The 16,235-nt window shown below is 45.7% G+C and carries 13 protein-coding genes; 7 read left to right on the top strand and 6 right to left on the bottom strand.

The annotated features are described in order from the left end of the window. Positions 1–136 precede the first annotated feature (136 nt). Positions 137–1,174 (bottom strand): sugar kinase, encoded by a 1,038-nt coding sequence (locus ACHZBG_RS09010; RefSeq protein ID WP_320129118.1) that lies wholly within the window; start codon positions 1,172–1,174, stop codon positions 137–139. A 164-nt stretch (positions 1,175–1,338) separates the two neighbouring features. On the opposite strand from ACHZBG_RS09010, the gene ACHZBG_RS09005 reads away from it, so the two are divergent. The 5 genes from ACHZBG_RS09005 to ACHZBG_RS08985 all read left to right on the top strand — a co-directional run bounded on the left by ACHZBG_RS09005 (position 1,339) and on the right by ACHZBG_RS08985 (position 7,896). Further along, entirely contained in the window at positions 1,339–2,301 is a 963-nt protein-coding gene (locus ACHZBG_RS09005) for a bifunctional 4-hydroxy-2-oxoglutarate aldolase/2-dehydro-3-deoxy-phosphogluconate aldolase (protein WP_320129117.1), read from the top strand. Between the two features lie 78 nt (positions 2,302–2,379). Next, the gene (locus ACHZBG_RS09000) at positions 2,380–3,249 is read left to right on the top strand and encodes a GNAT family N-acetyltransferase (protein ID WP_394699371.1); all 870 of its coding nucleotides are present in this window, start codon (positions 2,380–2,382) and stop codon (positions 3,247–3,249) included. Positions 3,250–3,385: 136 nt separating this feature from the next. After that, complete coding sequence (locus ACHZBG_RS08995) at positions 3,386–4,468, top strand: ABC transporter substrate-binding protein (RefSeq protein WP_320129115.1); 1,083 nt, start codon at positions 3,386–3,388, stop codon at positions 4,466–4,468. A gap of 75 nt (positions 4,469–4,543) precedes the next feature. Beyond that, a complete protein-coding gene (locus ACHZBG_RS08990; RefSeq protein ID WP_320129114.1) occupies positions 4,544–6,781 on the top strand; it encodes an iron ABC transporter permease in 2,238 nt (745 codons plus the stop codon). Positions 6,782–6,792: 11 nt separating this feature from the next. Next, positions 6,793–7,896 carry an ABC transporter ATP-binding protein gene (locus ACHZBG_RS08985; protein ID WP_320129113.1) on the top strand — a complete coding sequence of 368 codons (1,104 nt, stop codon included), beginning with the start codon at positions 6,793–6,795 and terminating at the stop codon, positions 7,894–7,896. Here ACHZBG_RS08985 and ACHZBG_RS08980 read toward each other — a convergent pair. The 3 genes from ACHZBG_RS08980 to ACHZBG_RS08970 form a co-directional block, all read right to left on the bottom strand. Continuing rightward, a complete protein-coding gene (locus ACHZBG_RS08980) occupies positions 7,893–9,074 on the bottom strand; it encodes a YibE/F family protein (protein WP_320129112.1) in 1,182 nt (393 codons plus the stop codon). The two genes, ACHZBG_RS08985 and ACHZBG_RS08980, sit on opposite strands and share 4 nt — an antisense overlap. Positions 9,075–9,144: 70 nt before the next feature. Then, positions 9,145–10,632 carry an alkaline phosphatase gene (locus ACHZBG_RS08975; protein WP_320129111.1) on the bottom strand — a complete coding sequence of 496 codons (1,488 nt, stop codon included), beginning with the start codon at positions 10,630–10,632 and terminating at the stop codon, positions 9,145–9,147. 330 nt (positions 10,633–10,962) lie between these two features. Further along, the gene (locus tag ACHZBG_RS08970; protein ID WP_320129110.1) at positions 10,963–12,327 is read right to left on the bottom strand and encodes a glycoside hydrolase family 28 protein; all 1,365 of its coding nucleotides are present in this window, start codon (positions 12,325–12,327) and stop codon (positions 10,963–10,965) included. Between the two features lie 60 nt (positions 12,328–12,387). Between ACHZBG_RS08970 and ACHZBG_RS08965 the strand changes: the two genes are divergently transcribed. Beyond that, positions 12,388–13,266 carry a sugar phosphate isomerase/epimerase family protein gene (locus ACHZBG_RS08965; protein WP_320129109.1) on the top strand — a complete coding sequence of 293 codons (879 nt, stop codon included), beginning with the start codon at positions 12,388–12,390 and terminating at the stop codon, positions 13,264–13,266. Between the two features lie 99 nt (positions 13,267–13,365). Here ACHZBG_RS08965 and ACHZBG_RS08960 read toward each other — a convergent pair whose 3' ends face one another. Both ACHZBG_RS08960 and deoC read right to left on the bottom strand, forming a co-directional pair. Next, positions 13,366–14,508: a thymidine kinase gene (locus tag ACHZBG_RS08960; protein ID WP_320129108.1), complete on the bottom strand. Its 1,143-nt coding sequence runs from the start codon at positions 14,506–14,508 to the stop codon at positions 13,366–13,368. Beyond that, complete coding sequence (gene deoC, locus ACHZBG_RS08955) at positions 14,495–15,160, bottom strand: deoxyribose-phosphate aldolase (RefSeq protein ID WP_320129107.1); 666 nt, start codon at positions 15,158–15,160, stop codon at positions 14,495–14,497. Before deoC ends, ACHZBG_RS08960 begins: the two co-directional genes overlap by 14 nt. 84 nt (positions 15,161–15,244) lie before the next feature. Here deoC and ACHZBG_RS08950 point away from each other — a divergent pair, with 84 nt between their 5' ends. Continuing rightward, a complete protein-coding gene (locus ACHZBG_RS08950) occupies positions 15,245–16,228 on the top strand; it encodes an 8-oxo-dGTP diphosphatase (RefSeq protein WP_394699370.1) in 984 nt (327 codons plus the stop codon). Positions 16,229–16,235 lie beyond the last annotated feature (7 nt).

The following is a 16,235-nucleotide window of genomic DNA, read 5'->3' as shown; positions in this document are numbered from 1 at the left end:
GCTCTTTGTTTGTTTTACTGATTGAACAATAGTCCCCCCCAATGGACAAAGGCTGAACATACGATAAAGATTGGGTAAAGCATGAAAAAAAGAAAAAGGAGGCCTTTGAGCCTCCCTTGTATGATCAAAAGAATTCCTAGCGCTGTACGCGCCCACTTCCATCCCCTTTGCAAAGTGCCTCAACTTCACTCTTGCGAGCCAAATTGAAATCCCCGTCAATGGAATGTTTCAGACAAGAAGCGGCAACCGCATAATTGATTGCATACTCCTCATCCTCTGGATATTCACTCAATCCATAGATAATCCCGGCAGCAAAGGAATCTCCACCACCTACACGATCGATGATATCGGTAATCTCGTAATGCCTGGAAACATAGAAACCTGTCTTTCCACTGAGAGCTGCACTCCAACCATTGTGATCGGCACTCTTGCTTTCCCTGAGGGTAACAGCAACAACCGAGATGTTTGGAAATTGATTCTTGACCTCAGCTGTCAGTTTTTCATATACAGTAGTGTCCAGGGAACCGGAAGTAACATCAACGCCTGCCTCGATACCAAGACACTTCTGGATATCTTCCTCATTGGCAATGATTACATCGGCATACTTGGCAAGTTCTCTCATCACCTCAGGAGCCTTTTTACCATAGTTCCAGAGTTTCTTGCGATAGTTCAGGTCAATGGAAACGGTTACTCCCGCCTCTTTCGCTGCTTTCATGGCGGCAAGGGAACAATCTGCGGCACCTTGGCTGATAGCCGGGGTAATACCGGTGATATGGAACCAAGCGGCTTGGCTCATGATGGACTTAAAATCAAAATCAGCTGGCTTTGCAAGGGCAATGGAACTTTCGGCACGATCATATACGACACTGCTTGATCTTTGGTTGGCACCGGTTTCCAAGAAATAAATACCTACCCTACCAGCCTTGGTCATATTGATTTTTGAAACATCAACACCATATTTTCTCACTTCACAAACAGCTGCTTCCCCTACGGCATTATTTGGCAAAGCAGAGACAAATTGTGCATCCTTGCCAAAAATCGAGAGAGAAACGGCAACATTGGCCTCTCCGCCTCCAAATGTGGCTTCCAAAGCCGGAGATTGGAAAAACCTCTCATGTCCCGGTGATTTCAACCGAAGCATGATTTCGCCGAATGTGACAAATTTATTACCCATGGAACTCCTCCTAAAAATATATCGAGAACCTGATTTTACTCTTGATATTTGAAATCATAGAGGGTATGCTAGTATCTGTCAATAATATTTTGAAACAACGTTTCATAATTGATTATAAACACCTAGATTCATTCAAGATAACAAGAAAGGAAGGAACAAAAATCATGCATGAAGAATTATTCAGACAGATTCACGACATTGGCCTTGTACCCGTCGTTAAAATCGATGATGCCTCAAAAGCTGAAGGACTGGCAGGAGCCTTGATAAAAGGCGGATTACCTTGCGCTGAAGTTACGTTTCGTACAGCAGCAGCAGAGGAAGCCATCAAGCGTATAACAAAGGCTTATCCAGAGATGCTGGTAGGGGCCGGAACGGTCATCAATGTCGACTTTGCCAAGAAAGCAGTCGCCGCTGGTGCTAAGTTCATTGTTTCCCCAGGATTCAATCCCTCTGTCGTCGATTGGTGCATTGATAATAATGTCCCCATCGTACCTGGCGTCTGCACTCCCAGCGATATCGAGCAGGGTCTGGCCCGTGGCCTTACCACCCTCAAGTTCTTTCCTGCAGAAGCTTCAGGCGGCGTCAATATGCTCAAGAACCTGGCAGGACCCTTCCCCCAGTTGATGTTCATGCCTACCGGTGGAATTGGCCTCGACAACCTTTCTTCCTATGCGAAACAGTCCAATGTCCTGGCTGTCGGAGGATCTTGGATGGTCAAATCTGATTTAATCGAAGGCGAGCAATGGGATACAATCTCCCAAATCTGCAGCGAAGCAGTAAAAGCTCTCCAGGGACTTGAGTTTGCTCATCTGGGAATCAATGACGAGAATGCAGAGGAAGCAGAAAAAGCCATCAAGGGTTTTGATGCCCTTGGCATGACAACCAAGAGAGGCAATTCCTCAGTATTCATGGATACTACCATTGAAGTACTTCCCAAGATGTATCTCGGAAAGAATGGACATATCGGTTTCCGTTGCTTCGACATCGAGAGGACCTTGGTTTATTTGGCAACGCGCGGTTTTACTGCCAATGAACAGACAATTGCACGCGATGCAAAAGGCAAAATCAAGGTTTGCTATCTCAATGAAGACCTGAGTGGATTTGCTGTACATTTGGTCAAAGCCTAATACATTATTTTCATTATTTTAAAAAGGAAACCGATGCTTATCTATACGCACCGGTTTCTTTTTTATACTGTTTCAGTTATGGAATATATTCAGACAAATGACCTTACCGAAAAACAACATCAAGAAATCCTCAAGCTCCAAGAAATCTGTTTCGACTTTGAAAAATTGAATAACAGCTCTTTCCTTTCAAATGAATTGAATTGCAAAAGAGAAATCCCTTGTTTTTTCCTTGCGTATGAAACAGGGACCCTCGTTGCTTTCTTGACCTGCTTCATCCCTTCTTTTTCTGAAGCGGAGATCAATGGATGTACACATCCTGACTACCGAAGACAAGGGATCTTCACGCATCTGCTCTCTCTTTCCAAGGCAGTGCTCATCCCCTATGGCTTTACCAAGTATCTCTTGCAAGTCGAACCAAAAGCAAAAAGTGCCCTGCCCTATATTCAAAAACTTGCCCTGGACCGCGAGAGAACCGAATATAGGTTATCGATTGCAAAAAAGGACTGGAAAGTCAAAAGTCATGCAACGACCAAGAACCTTACCCTTGAAAGGGTTACCGAAAAAACCATGGAAAAGTTTGCAAGCATTTCCTCAATTGTATTCGAAGAACCCACCGAAGATAGCATAGGATTCATTACATCAATTGAAAAAAATCCTGAAAGAAGTGCCTACCTTTGTATCAAGGACGGTATACTCGTCGGAGTTTTCAATATGCATTATGAGAAAGCGGATACAGCTATCCTCTATGGTGTCGGGATACTGCCTCAATTCAGGCAACAAGGATTGGGGTATCAAATGGTTTCCCAAGCCCTTGCCCTGGCGTTTTCGCAAACAGATACTGTATTTCTGGATGTAGATTCAAATAACCCAAAGGCTTTTTCCCTGTATACCCGTATTGGTTTCACCGTATCGTTCCAGGTGGACTACTATACGTTACTTTTAGCATAATTGTATCGATTTTGGCATCAGCGTTATTTTTCTTGACGGCAAGATTTACGGAGGTTAGCATTAATCAGGCAAAGATGTTCTATTCCTTGGATATCACTTTATTCCAAGGATGTTTTTGTCACTCCAGGAGGAAAAAATGAGAAAAATGTTTACTCTTCTTTTGGTGTCGTTGCTTCTTGCCCCTGCCCTGTTCGCACAAGGAAGCAAGGAAGCAGCACCAGTTACAGCCACCCCAGCAGTCGAAGCGCCTGCTCCGGCCGTCAGTCCCGCTACAGGATCCGGTAGTGTAAATGCCTACACAACCCTTGAGGAACCCCTTGCTGCAAAGCTATTCCAGCTTTTTGAAGCTGAAACAGGAATCAAGGTGAACTTTGTAAGGTTGTCAGGTGGAGAATGCGTCGCTCGTCTTGAAGCTGAGGCAGCCAACCCACAGGCTTCCATTTGGGTCGGGGGTGTCGGTCTTGACCACATCACGGCAAAAAGCAAGGGTTTGACCGTTCCTTATGTCAGTCGTTACACTTCCAAGACTCCTGTACAGTTCAGGGATCCTGATAGTTACTATATCGGCATGTATGTCGGTCCACTTACCTTCGTGACCAACACCGAACGCGCCAAGGAACTGGGCCTCACCCCTCCAACCAGCTGGGCTGATCTTCTCAAACCTGAATATAAGGGCTATATCCGTATGGCAAACCCCAATACCTCAGGAACAGCTTACAATGTATTGACAACAATTCTTGACATCTTCGGTACAGAAGACAAGATGATTGAATATATGACAGCTCTGGACAAGAACATCGATCAATATACCAAGAGCGGTTCTGCCCCTGGCAAGAGCGTAGCTACTGGAGAGATTCCCGTGGCCATCGGCTATGCCCATGATCAGGTAAAGCTTAAGGCAGCAGGTTCCCCCATCGTAATCACAGCCCCTTCTGAAGGAACCGGTTATGAGTTGGCTTCCATGTCCTTGGTAAAGGGTGGCAAGGACACTGTCAATGCCAAAAAGCTCTATGACTGGATTCTTTCCAGCCCAGAAGCCCAGAAAACCTTTACCGAATGGTACGTGGTCCTTGTCGCCGATGGTGCAGCAAAGCATCCAGATGCTCTGTCGATCAACGAAATCAAGACTGTCACACAAGACATGGCTTGGGATGGGGATTCTGTAAACAAGACTCGTTTACTTGATCGTTGGACCAATGAAATTGGCAATAAGAGATAATTACAGCATGTAATTAACCTTTCAGACCACCCTGCAAGCTATCCTTGCAGGGTGTGTTTAAAACGGACAGACTAGATGTTTACAAAAAAACGGATCATGCAGTTCTTGATAGCTGCCTTAGTATTTCTAGCCGCCGATTTCTGGATGTATAATTCCCTTTCTACAAACTTCCTTACGTATGAAGAGAACCGTAACTTCAATGAAATCGAACTGTTTGCCCAAACAGTCCCTGACAGTGTCTCTCCCTCGGCTTTTGAACAATGGATCCCCACTGTCAAAAAAAGCATCTCGGGAGCACGGGCATTCTATTTTTCCTATGACTTGAATTCCGCAGACTTCATCCCTATGCTAGGTTCTGATACGGCACGTTCCATCTGGGATGCAAACAGGAATTCAGAAGAATTCAAGAAAGCACTCGAAAGTGTCTATTACCTTGAACCGATGAAACTTCCAAAAACGTACAAGGCCGACTATACGCTCGATCCAGATACCGCAGTAGCCTCAACGGCCGATTCCCAAATATATTTTGTTCCGATAATCGACAAAACAGGCTATCAAGTTTCCGGAGCTGTCATGATTCTGGTACCCAACAAAACGGCCACGGGGTATAACAACCTCTTGAAAACGCTCTTCATTGTAGCTGCTGTCCTATTTCTGAGCATTATGATGGTCCTGACCTTTACCCGCGACCCGATGACAGGGTTTCTTGTATTGGGACTATTCGCCATTGTCCTAGTCTTCATTGCCTACCCCTTATTGGAGGCGGCCCGACTCTCCTTCATGAAAGACGGACAACTCTCCCTGCAGACCTGGAAAGAATCCCTCTCACCCAATTATCTGGTGGCCCTATGGGGTTCTCTTCGTCTCGGTATCTTTACGGCAACCATTTCCACGGTGGTCGGATATATGTTCGCCTTCCTCATCGAGCGAACATCCTTCAAGAAGAAGAAGATCATGAGCATCCTGGCTACAATGCCAGTAATCTCCCCTCCCTTCTCCCTTTCCTTGTCGATCATCCTGCTCTTCGGAAACAATGGACTCATTTCAAAAAAACTCTTCCATCTATCCACTTCCATCTACGGTTTGGGTGGACTTACCTTGGTCGAGGTCATCGGGATGTTTCCCATAGCTTTCATGACCATCAGCGGGGTTCTCCGACAAATAGATTCGACAGTGGAGGATGCCTCCCTGGATTTGAGTGCCACCCGATGGCAGACCTTCAAGGCGATTACCCTGCCTCTCTCCGCTCCCGGCATAGTTTCCGCCTGGCTGTTGGTGTTTACCAATTCCCTGGCCGACTTTGCCAACCCCTTGTTGCTCAGCGGAGACTACAGGGTACTCTCGACAGAAGCCTACATGATGGTTACAGGAAGAAGCAATCTCGGCTCGGGGGCAGCCCTCTCCTTCTTGCTCTTGATGCCGACACTTACGGCCTTTCTCATACAAAGAGTCTGGGTAGCAAAAAAAAGCTATGTCACGGTTACGGGAAAACCTTCCACCACCCTTACAGAGCTTACCAACAAACCGGTGCGACTTGCATTGGAATCAGCTTCCTGGATCTTCATTGGCTTTATCGTAGCCTTATATCTGACAATTGTCGCAGGGTGTTTTGTCAAGAACTGGGGTATCGATTATTCCTTTACCCTAGTCAACTGGGGAGAAGCCCTCAGCCGTGGCTGGACAAGCATCAGGGATACGGTAACACTGGCCGTTATCGCTACGCCAATTGCAGGTTTACTTGCAATGATGGCCTCAATGCTTATTGTTCGTAAGAAATTTCCAGGTAAACGCTTTTTGGAAACCCTTATTATGACGCCCTATGCAATACCAGGAACACTCATCGGTATCAGTTACATCCTTGCTTTCAATAAGCAACCACTGCTCTTGGTGGGCACCGGTGCAATCATCGTCATCAACTACATCATCAGGGAACTTCCCGTGGGAGTGGAGAACGGAATAACGGCGCTACACCAGATCGACCCAGCCATCGAGGAGTCGGCCGCGGACTTGGGAGCAGATGTACCGACGGTCTTCAGGACCATCGTACTGCCCTTGATTCGTCCTGCCTTCCTTTCAAGTATGTCGTATACCTTTGTACGATCCATGACAGCAGTCAGCGCCATTATTTTCTTGATTTCTGCAAGATGGAATCACTTGACTGTCTTGATTTTCAATTTCTCGGAAAATTTGCGTTTTGGACTTGCAAGCGTCTTGTCAACCATCCTGATCGTCATCGTCCTCTCTGTCTGGGCCCTGATGCAAGTCTTGGTAAAGGATGACAAACTCACCCAGAAAACAATTTCAACCCGCTAAGGTGGTATTCTATGATTGAAAAGAAAAGTGTATCGGTAACACTTGAACATGTTACAAAACGTTTCAAGGATGTGAAGGGAAAATCAGATGTCGTCGCCGTAAATGATTCAAACCTTGTCATCCAACCCGGGGAACTTGTCACGTTGCTGGGCCCTTCGGGATGCGGGAAAACCACGACCTTGAGAATGATCGCCGGATTTGAACTTCCGACAGAAGGAAAGATATTCATTGGAAATGAAGAGGTCACCATGTTGCCCCCCAACAAGCGCGACACAGCCACGATGTTCCAAAGTTACGGACTATTTCCCCATATGACGGTATTTGACAACGTAGCCTATGGTTTGAAACTCCGCAAGGTTTCTCCTGAAGAGATAAAAACCAAAGTAGAGGAAACCTTGGCAATGGTTGGCTTGGCAGACTACGGGGATCGTGCCCCTTCCAAGTTATCCGGAGGACAACAACAACGAGTAGCCCTTGCAAGAAGCCTCATCGTAACTCCTTCTGTACTGTTGCTGGATGAACCGCTTTCCAACCTTGATGCCTTGCTCAGGGAACAGATGCGTATCGAGATAAGGAAGATCCAGAAGACCTTGGGTATCACCGCCATCTACGTGACCCATGACAGGGTCGAGGCGATGAGTCTCTCCGATAGGGTTGTAGTCATGAAGAATGGATATGTAAGGCAAATCGGAGCTCCCCATGAAATCTATGAATTCCCGAACTCGAGGTTCGTTGCCGGTTTCGTAGGAAAGGCTACATTCTTTCCCGTGCATATCAAAGCTCAGGAAAGAACAGACTGGACCTGCATCCTTGGCGATAAAGAGGTGATAGCAAGTCAGGCAGGAGACAATGTAAAAATTGGCGAAGAAGCAGTTTTGATGGCCCGTCCCGAGTCCTTGCGTGTTGTTGAACCAGGGAAAGGCCATATTGAGGGAGTAGTTCGGATGAATGTCTATCTGGGCAATAGTCTGGAAGCTTTTATCAATACTTCGTTCGGGGAAGTGCTTGTACAGATCGACGACCCACATGCAAAGAAGGTGTACCCTGAAGGGGCCAACGTATCAATTGACTTTGCCCCCGACCGGGTACGGTTATTGAACAAAGACGAGAATTAATCCATCGGCTCAAGCAAGGGACTGCCTTCATTCTCGAGGACAGTCCTTTGTTTTGCACTTTTTCGTGTATACAGCCAACCGCATACCAAGGAGGTCAAGGGAGATACAAGCACCAACCCAATGCAACCAACAAACGTATGCAATATCTCGGCTGCTATGGTCTTGGAATTAAGGATGCTCATGATCGGGGTCCCTTGCGCCATGTATACCATCATCACCGTCAGATAGCTTCCCATATAGGCAAGCAACAAAGTAGTTGTCTGGCTACCGACTACGGACTTTCCGATGGTAAGCCCACTGACTACCAATTCCTTGGCAGAGATACTCGGTTTTTTCTCTATGATTTCATTGAGCGCTGCACTGATATCGATGGAAAGATCCAGGATTGCTCCTGAGCAAGAAAGATAAACAGCAGCCTGAAACAACTTGGTAAGGTCAAGCTTCATGTATCCGGCATAGAGCAAGGATTCCGACCATTGCATCACCGATCCATGCACTCCGAGATAGAGGGTAAACAGTACGGCAAGCAGACAGGTAATCAAGGAGCTGCCTACTGCCCCGATAATTGCGGCCAAGGCTTTTTTCGTACATCCTCCGACTAATAACAAGGTTACCACGGTAAGGGTAGTACCCACCATCAAGGCAAGCAACATCGGGCTATACCCCTTCAACGATAAGGGGATAAGTATTTTCCAAATGGAAAGAAATGCAAAAAGGAATGATAAAAGAGTCCTAATTCCAGTAAATCCCGAGAAGATGATGAGCAACAGAGCAAACAAAGCCATCAACTGCAGTTCCTTTGCAAAGCGATATTGGTCAACCATATTCGTAAATATTACATTGTTGTCGTGATCTTGTTCCAAGAGGACCCAGGCAAGCTGGCCCTTGGTAAAAACCTTGTCGAATTCCAAACGTCCTGTAAGCAAGTTAATCCCTTCAACCTGTTCACCTTTATGGGGACCGGTGAGCACTTCGACCGTACAGCGCTGTTCTCCCATCCTGACTATTCCTGTCTGGTACATCATCGAGTCATTCGTAGCGAGAACCTTTGCCTTGGCTCCCACCGCATTGACATAGATTGCCCGCCCAAAACCTGTTGGTACGAAGATCATCAACAAACAAAGAGCCGTAAAAACAGAGAGAAAGATTACTTCTTTCCGATTGTATTGTAATTTCATTGTACTGCCTATCTATACAGAATTGGCACCCCATACGTACAGTATAGGGTGCCGGAACCAAAAACCCAGACTAATTCACACCTACAATATCTCGAAGCTTGTAGTAGATATCCGTATTGTCATAGGAACCTGAGAAAGCCTGTTCGCCTACGCCACTTGCATAGACAGAGACAGGAGTTCCTGTATGGGAATAACTCGTCCAACCAATGCCTGCCTTGTTGTTCAGTATGTGGGTGATCGTTACGGAGAGAGGATCATAACCACCATACAGCAATGCAGTGACATCATCTTTCGACCTCTTGTCAGAAGGAAGCATGGACTGAGCATAGGCTTCCTTCAAGCGAGAGTATTCTCCCTCTGTCAGAACCAAGGCTTTGTCGGAGGCATTCCCATTTGGAGATACCAAACCAAAGTCCTCGGTCACCAAAGCCATTACCTCGTCAAAGGATGGATTTGTATTTCCTTGTTTCATTCCCTTGATAATGGTATCGAAGGCAACATACGAGAGCTTCTGGCTCTTGAGAATCTCGAAAGCCGTATTATATCCGGTAGAGGCATATCCGATTGTCATGCCTCCGGTCTCATGGTCACCGGTAACTACGATAAGGGTTTCCCTGGGATGCTTTTTGGCAAAGTCGATGGCAACCTGAACAGCCTTGTCAAAGGCAAGCAAGTCAGAAATCTCGGCGGCGGCATCGTTGGCATGACAAGCCCAGTCAATCTTCCCCGATTCACACATCATGAAAAATCCTTTCTCGTTGTCCAGGACATCGATACCCTTCCTTACAAAATCTGCCAGGGTAAGATCAGTGCTGTCCATGTCAAGTGAATAAGGCATGGAACCACTATCTTGCAGTCGTGGATTTTGTGCATATACCTTGCCACTGTTGGAATTCAGACTTTCGATGGAATCCTTCGAGTCGAGGACCGTATAACCTTTGGCCTCGAGTAAGTCATAGATACTGGTCTTTCCCTTGTCTGCAGCCATGTTGATTGCTCCACCGGCAAAGTAATCAAATCCGCTATCCACCATCTGCAGACCGATGTCATAATAATTATTCCGGGAAGGAACATGTGCATAATATGCAGCGGGAGTTGCGTGGTTGAGCGTAACGGTAGAGATGATACCGATCTTCCAGTCCTTTTGTCTTTTAAGTTTCTCTGCAATGGTTTCTGTCTTTGTCGTTTTGTCGACTCCCATACCAAGAACTCCGCTATGGGTTTTTATGCCACTGGAAAGAGAGGTTGCCGTAGAAGCGGAATCAGGACAGAAAGAGGTCGCATCATAGGTGGTTTGCAATCCCAATACAGGGAATTCCGTAAAACTCAAAGGGCTGAGTGCAATATCGCCTTTGGTATTGTTGCCATTGAAAACCTCGGCAGCATTGATTTGTACATGACTCATGCCATCACCGATGAACATGAAAACATACTTGGGACTCTTGGTGACAGATATTGTCCTATCCATCTGGTTTGGCATTTCTGCCGTGCCCTCGGCACCAAGAAACGAAAGGCCGTACAAAAGGACAGCCAATACTACAAACAGTTTTTTTCTCATCATTGCCTCCATACTGAGCACAGAATGGAGTAGATTTGTTTTCAGATTGCTAATATATCATGAGGAACGTATGAAAAACACATACCCAAGAGGGAATTCTCTATACGATCAGAGCAATAATCAACAAGAAGAGCCCTTCGGTTTCTAAATGCTGATTATTTAAAATTGATGCAATTGTCGGTAGTTTTTGTTTTATACCATTGGTTTATCAATATTGGAAAAATTAGTTTGGACTCTTTACGGAAAACTGTATTCGTTTACATTGAAAAGGCCTTCTTCCAAGTAGAAGGCCCTTTCAAGTCAGGATATAGTAAAAAGTTTTGAATGCTATCAGAGTATGGAAAGTTCTACATTTTCCTCTTGGATGAATGGCTCCTCGACTCCCGTTATGGTTACCTGGTCAAGGGTAATTTGCGCATTACGAAGTCGCATACCTTTTCCGCTTGGCAAGGGAAGTCCATAATACATCTCACTCTCTTCTGGAGAGCTTTGATCAAGAGCATCAATGGAGAAATTGCAATTTTTCATAAAGATGCCTGTAACCGGAGATTCAGGCAACCCAACGATAAACGCAGCGGAAGCCTTGCAATCCGCTGCAGTGCAATCCTCAATGGTCAGATTTGAAATAGAAGGAGTCGTTGCATCCACTATTTGTTTTTCCAATGAGAATAAATCGCAGTACGGGCTACCGCATCGATAATACATATTCACCGTCAAGGGACACAGGTTGTTTACCATAGTTATCCTGGAAAAATGCAGGTTTGTGATGACACCACCCCTTCCTCTTCTGGTCTTGATTCGTATTCCACGATCAGTACCATCAAACCTGCAATCAGAAACAGAGATATTGGAAATACCTGCAGCCGTTTCACTACCGATTACAGCTCCTCCATGGGCATCGAAGACCGTACAATTCTTGACGACGACCTCGGTAGTCGGAAGTCCCACGGCTATGCCATCAGGCCCACTTCCGCTCTTCATGGCAATACCATCATCACCTACATCGATTATGCATTGTTCAATTTTCACCTGCGAACAGGAATCAACATCAATGCCATCAGTATTAGGAGCATCCTTTGGATTCTTGACAACAAGGTTTTTCAAGAGAATATTCTCGGAATACAAAGGATGAAGAGTCCAGAAAGGACTGTTCTGAATAGTAATTCCTTCCAATACAAAATCCCTTGAATCCTTGATCTGCACCAAGGGAGGTCTCAAGAATTGGGTCTGTCGGCCGCCCCCCCCACTGCTTTGTTCTTCATACCCAATATTCAGCTGTGCAAGTTTTTTCTCAATATCAGTAACAGGTTCCTTCTGGAATTCCTTCTTGTAATCAGCAAGGTCCCACCAGTATTTCCCGTTTCCATCAAGAGTTCCTTCCCCTTCAATTGTCACTCTCTGGGTTTCATTGACAAAAAGACAGGGATGCATACAGTAGCAATTCACTCCTTCCCATCTGGAATAGACGGGAAGATACAGATCTGCCTCCGGTATAAACTGAATTGTCGCACCTTTATCAAGATGCAGGGTAATATCATGGCCGGTAATGGCAAGAGGTCCTGTTTTCCAAACCCCAGATCCGACAGTCAGGCTTCCCCCTTCGCAAAGAGTAGCAAAAGCCTTTGCAAAAGCCTCGGAACAATCAAATATTCCATCTCCCAAAGCCCCAAAATCAGAAAGAAGATATTGTTTCATAGGTTTCTCCTCATGGTATCCATTTACTCATGGCATCTTTTTGGTTTAGAATTTCATTATATGAAAAATATTGGATTCAGAGCACATGATTTAGGTAAATTTTCAAATTTTTGCTCCCTGGCAAATGAAGTTTCTCAATTCAGAAGCGAAGCATTCATTCATCTGGCAATTCAAAAAGCTTTGCAAAATCCTCCCAAGACCAAGGATTATACAGCAGAGTATTTTGTCTCCGCTCGCGAGGATCTTGCCCAAAAAGGGGCCCGTATCGCGGTCCTTGGCTGTTACATAAATCCGGTACATCCAGATCCTGCCATCAGGGATGAACAGTTGAGCAATTTTGAGCACTGCCTTCGGTTATCCAAGGAAATCGGATGCCTAATGGTCGGAACCGAAACAGGGTCCCTGCAACCGAACTGCTCCTATGATTTGGGAACATCCGAACCCCAAGTCCTGACCACGTTCTATCATAGCATCGAACGATTGCTAAAAACTGCCGAAGAATACAAGGCAACCATCGGTATTGAAGCCGTCAGCCGTCAGCATACGATCTCCACCGTAGCAAGAATGGCAAAATTGGTTGAAACTTTTGACTCCCCCTATTTAAAAATCATCTATGATCCAATCAATCTTGTTCCCTGGACAGGAATCCCGGAAGAAGATGGCACAGCACGTGCGGTTCCCTCAAAACAAGCCCAAAAAGCCTACTTCTGTGAGGCTCTCGATGCCTTTGGTGATAAAATCGGAGTCCTCCATGTAAAGGACTATCGGTTGAATGACCAGGGTTGGAAGATTGGGGATCTTCCCGTAGGTACCGGCGTTCTTGACTGGGAAGGCTTGAATCGGGAACTGGAAAAGCGCAACATCTCCGTTCCTTGGCTCTTGGAAAACATAGATGTAACGACCCTTAGGCAAACCCTCCTGAATCTAGATACATTCTAGATTCCTCCATTCTGGATTCGCAAGGTGTTATCTTGTGCTGTTTTTGTACTTTACAGTTATCCTATAAAATATCCCACCAGGTTTTTGGTGGGATATTCCTTATAGCAAGAAAGGTTGTTCGAAAGTTACCGGCCGACGGTTGTCGGACAACACTTTCGTAAGATACTCCGTATCAAGCTTAAGTTCCGAGACCAACCGGAGCAAGAGTTCCTCGGGTACCAGATTTTGCTCACAAAAAAGAAATACCAAGGCTTTCTCCGCAATATTGCCGGGTTTGAGAGAGTTGAAATAAATCTCTTCGTCTTTCTTTCCTGCATAGCGCTCATAAATATTCTTGAACAGTATGGACTCTTCCATATTATGCTTGAGGGCATTCAACTCTTCCTTCAAGGGTTTTTCCTGGCCTCTGGCGGCCAACTCTCCCAAGGGTTTGAGATGGAAGAAGGTATACTCCTTACCGGGCAAAAAATGGTGTTCATCGCAACGAGCAGCATAATTTGGTTCCAACGAACTTGATTTATGCTCATCCCCACCCACAATGATCAAGGGATCAAAATACAAGGCAGGACATTCCTTGCCTTCGACCTGGTAATATCGGTAGGTATAAAAAGCATCTTTCAAACAGTCTGGATGCTCACAATAGGCAGTCAGGGGAATGACATCAGTAGCGATATCCAGCATGAGCCTTGCCGTCGAATTGAAAAGATCTCGACGGAAATTCAAGATAAGGGTCGGAAAAATAAACATGACCCCTCGCTCATAACTATGATTTCTTACCACATAAGCCAGTCGTTCATCAAAAAACGAGGCTTCATCGATAATGAAGGTCCCGACGGTCGGATTGTCAGCCAAAACCTGCTCAAGCCCAAAGGAATCACGGATACGGGCAATATTTTCTCCACAGTGGATATAACCACTCCGATAGCAAAGGGCATCTTCCGGGTAGTCAGAAAATCTCGCCCCGTCAATTTCTGAACGAACAAAGAAAACCTTTCGTCTATCAACATCCCCGCAACTGGTAAGGGACCTGACCTGATCCCCTTTTTTCTGGGCAATCGCGGCATCACGCCAGACCCGGGCCGCAAACTCAGTTTTTCCTGAACCCATTGGACCGATGAGCAATACCCTTCGGCCTGGAAGGGTAAAATCAAAATGGGAAAATGTGTCATGGACATCAATAGTCGGGAATCCCAAGCTCTTGAGAAAATCAGTGCTTTCCGTCTTTTGCTCAATGCGCGGCATTCTGGCCCTCTACGATGGCAACTCCACAGGAGGCTCCAATACGGGTGGCTCCTGCTTCGATCATCGCTTTTGCCTCTTCATAGGAATGAATTCCTCCTGAAGCTTTTACACCAAGCTCTGATCCTACGGTCTTGCGCATAAGCCTGATATCCTCGACCTTTGCCCCACCGGTGGAGAAACCAGTGGAGGTTTTTACAAAATTGGCTCCCGCTGCCTTGGCAATCCTGCAGGCCCTCGCCTTCTCCTCTTCGGATAAGAGGCAAGTCTCAATTATTACTTTCAACAGTTGGGAACCGCAGGCTTCCTTTACTGTGGCTATATCATCCTGAACCAACCCGTCGTCATGATTTTTCAACCATCCGACATTGATTACCATATCGATTTCCTGGGCCCCTTCAGATACTGCATGCTTGGCTTCAAAAACCTTGGCCGCCGTCGACATCGCACCAAGGGGAAAACCTACGACAGTACAGACCTTGACATCGGAACCCTTGAGCAGTTTCGCGCAGAGCGGAACCCAGCAACTGTTTACACACACGGAGGCAAACTGATATTCCTTTGCTTCTTTGCAAATCTTTTCGATTTTATCCCGTGGCGCATCTGCAGCGAGAACCGTATGGTCAATATATTTCGCGATAGTATCAAAACCCATGGCAACCTCCAACCTAAAAGGTATACGCTAAGCTTATCCTAAAAATCAAGCGCTTTCAATGTTAATCCTTAGTGATGCGTCTTTATGAAAAGCTTGACGAATGAGGTTTTGCACTATACCCTGTTTGTCATGATTCTGGAAACAATAGAGCAGTATTACACATGGGCATTGATTGCCATATTATTGTTGAATTTCTCCCAACGGAAAATTCCCAATTCGCAAAAGAAACGATTTGCAACCATCTATCTGGCAGCTCTCCTGTTGATATTCGAGGTTGGCGTCGTGACCATACTTACCCGGGGATGGCCCCAGAAACTTGCGTTTCTTGACTTGGCCATATGTGCCGCACTTTTTTATTTTTTCAGGGAAAAAGCCTGGCCTTTCCGATTTCATTGCGTCAATTGCAATGAAAAACTCGATATGAACCATATTATCGGACACGATGATAACCTATGCCAGAAATGTTACTATGAAGCCCATCCTGAAGAAGCTGCCAAGGAAGAAGAAAAAAACAAGAAACTTGAACCTGAACAATCATCTGAAACCCTGGGACTGCAAGATATTCCCGATACAGTCAGTGAAATTGACTGGGATATTTGGGAACCAAGGGAAGTTTGTGTCATCACCTATCTTTTTGAAAATGACCAAGTCTTGTTGATCGATAAAAAACGAGGGCTTGGCACCGGCTTGGTAAACGCTCCCGGTGGACATATTGAATTGGATGAAACAGCCAAAGAGGCCGCAATCAGAGAGTTCAAGGAAGAAACAGAACTCGATATTACCGACCCTATCATGGCCGGAAGACTGGATTTTCAGTTCAAGGACAGTCTTAGTGAACGAGCTTATGTCTTTTTTGCCCATACGTATAGAGGGACTCCCAAGGAGACCGAAGAAGCCAGACCCTTTTGGTGTCCTGTTTCCGAGATTCCCTATGAAAAAATGTGGGAGGATGACCAGTATTGGCTTCCCTTGGCCCTTGAAGGGAAAAAATTTGAAGGCCGCTTTATTTTTGACGACCAAAAAATGCTTGATAAATCCATTACGGTAGAGGAAGAAGACAACGAGTGAATTCGGC

This window comes from uncultured Sphaerochaeta sp., from assembly GCF_963676625.2.
GTDB lineage: Bacteria > Spirochaetota > Spirochaetia > Sphaerochaetales > Sphaerochaetaceae > Sphaerochaeta.
This window is presented reverse-complemented; position numbering and strand designations above follow the sequence as displayed.

Coding starts and splice junctions, on each gene's coding strand:
- ACHZBG_RS08985 (WP_320129113.1), top strand. CDS start 6,793: ATGATTGAAAAGAAAAGTGTATCGGTAACACTTGAACATGTTACAAAA.
- ACHZBG_RS08975 (WP_320129111.1), bottom strand. CDS start 10,632: ATGAGAAAAAAACTGTTTGTAGTATTGGCTGTCCTTTTGTACGGCCTT.
- ACHZBG_RS08995 (WP_320129115.1), top strand. CDS start 3,386: ATGAGAAAAATGTTTACTCTTCTTTTGGTGTCGTTGCTTCTTGCCCCT.
- ACHZBG_RS09005 (WP_320129117.1), top strand. CDS start 1,339: ATGCATGAAGAATTATTCAGACAGATTCACGACATTGGCCTTGTACCC.
- ACHZBG_RS08960 (WP_320129108.1), bottom strand. CDS start 14,508: ATGCCGCGCATTGAGCAAAAGACGGAAAGCACTGATTTTCTCAAGAGC.
- ACHZBG_RS08950 (WP_394699370.1), top strand. CDS start 15,245: ATGAAAAGCTTGACGAATGAGGTTTTGCACTATACCCTGTTTGTCATG.
- deoC (WP_320129107.1), bottom strand. CDS start 15,160: ATGGGTTTTGATACTATCGCGAAATATATTGACCATACGGTTCTCGCT.
- ACHZBG_RS09010 (WP_320129118.1), bottom strand. CDS start 1,174: ATGGGTAATAAATTTGTCACATTCGGCGAAATCATGCTTCGGTTGAAA.
- ACHZBG_RS08970 (WP_320129110.1), bottom strand. CDS start 12,327: ATGAAACAATATCTTCTTTCTGATTTTGGGGCTTTGGGAGATGGAATA.
- ACHZBG_RS08965 (WP_320129109.1), top strand. CDS start 12,388: ATGAAAAATATTGGATTCAGAGCACATGATTTAGGTAAATTTTCAAAT.
- ACHZBG_RS08990 (WP_320129114.1), top strand. CDS start 4,544: ATGTTTACAAAAAAACGGATCATGCAGTTCTTGATAGCTGCCTTAGTA.
- ACHZBG_RS08980 (WP_320129112.1), bottom strand. CDS start 9,074: ATGAAATTACAATACAATCGGAAAGAAGTAATCTTTCTCTCTGTTTTT.
- ACHZBG_RS09000 (WP_394699371.1), top strand. CDS start 2,380: ATGGAATATATTCAGACAAATGACCTTACCGAAAAACAACATCAAGAA.